Raw genomic sequence first — 812 nt, 5'->3', positions numbered from 1 at the left:
GGCTGCCAGATCGTCCGGGTCGCCTGCCCCTCGCAGGACGACGCCGACGCCCTCGCCACCATCGCCAGGAAGTCGCAGATCCCGGTGATCGCGGACATCCACTTCCAGCCGAAGTACGTGTTCGCGGCGATCGACGCGGGCTGTGCGGCGGTGCGGGTGAACCCGGGCAACATCCGGCAGTTCGACGACAAGGTGAAGGAGATCGCCAAGGCCGCCTCCGAGGCGGGTGTGCCGATCCGGATCGGCGTCAACGCCGGCTCCCTGGACAAGCGTCTGCTGGAGAAGTACGGCAAGGCCACCCCCGAGGCGCTGGTGGAGTCGGCGCTGTGGGAGTGCTCGCTGTTCGAGGAGCACGGTTTCCGGGACATCAAGATCTCGGTGAAGCACAACGACCCGGTGGTGATGGTCAACGCGTACCGTCTGCTGGCGGCGCGGTGCGACTATCCGCTGCACCTGGGTGTGACCGAGGCGGGGCCGGCGTTCCAGGGCACCATCAAGTCGGCGGTGGCGTTCGGCGCGCTGCTGAGCGAGGGGATCGGTGACACGATCCGGGTGTCGCTGTCGGCGCCTCCGGCGGAGGAGGTCAAGGTCGGCATCCAGATCCTGGAGTCGCTGAACCTGCGGCAGCGGCGGCTGGAGATCGTGTCGTGTCCGTCGTGCGGTCGTGCGCAGGTGGACGTGTACAAGCTGGCGGACCAGGTGACGGCGGGCCTGGAGGGCATGGAGGTGCCGCTGCGGGTCGCGGTGATGGGCTGTGTCGTCAACGGTCCTGGTGAGGCCCGCGAGGCGGACCTGGGGGTGGCCTCGGGCAA

The 812-nt window shown here is 68.8% G+C and carries 1 protein-coding gene; it reads left to right on the top strand.

All coding sequences use genetic code 11. The features are described from left to right. Nucleotides 1-812: flavodoxin-dependent (E)-4-hydroxy-3-methylbut-2-enyl-diphosphate synthase (gene ispG / locus AC3EUJ_RS37210; RefSeq protein WP_431969431.1), on the top strand; the 812-nt coding region annotated here is incomplete at both ends.

The sequence above is a fragment of the Actinacidiphila sp. bgisy160 genome, assembly GCF_057707815.1.
Note: the sequence above shows the minus strand (reverse complement) of the source record. Positions and strands in the feature narration are given on the sequence as shown.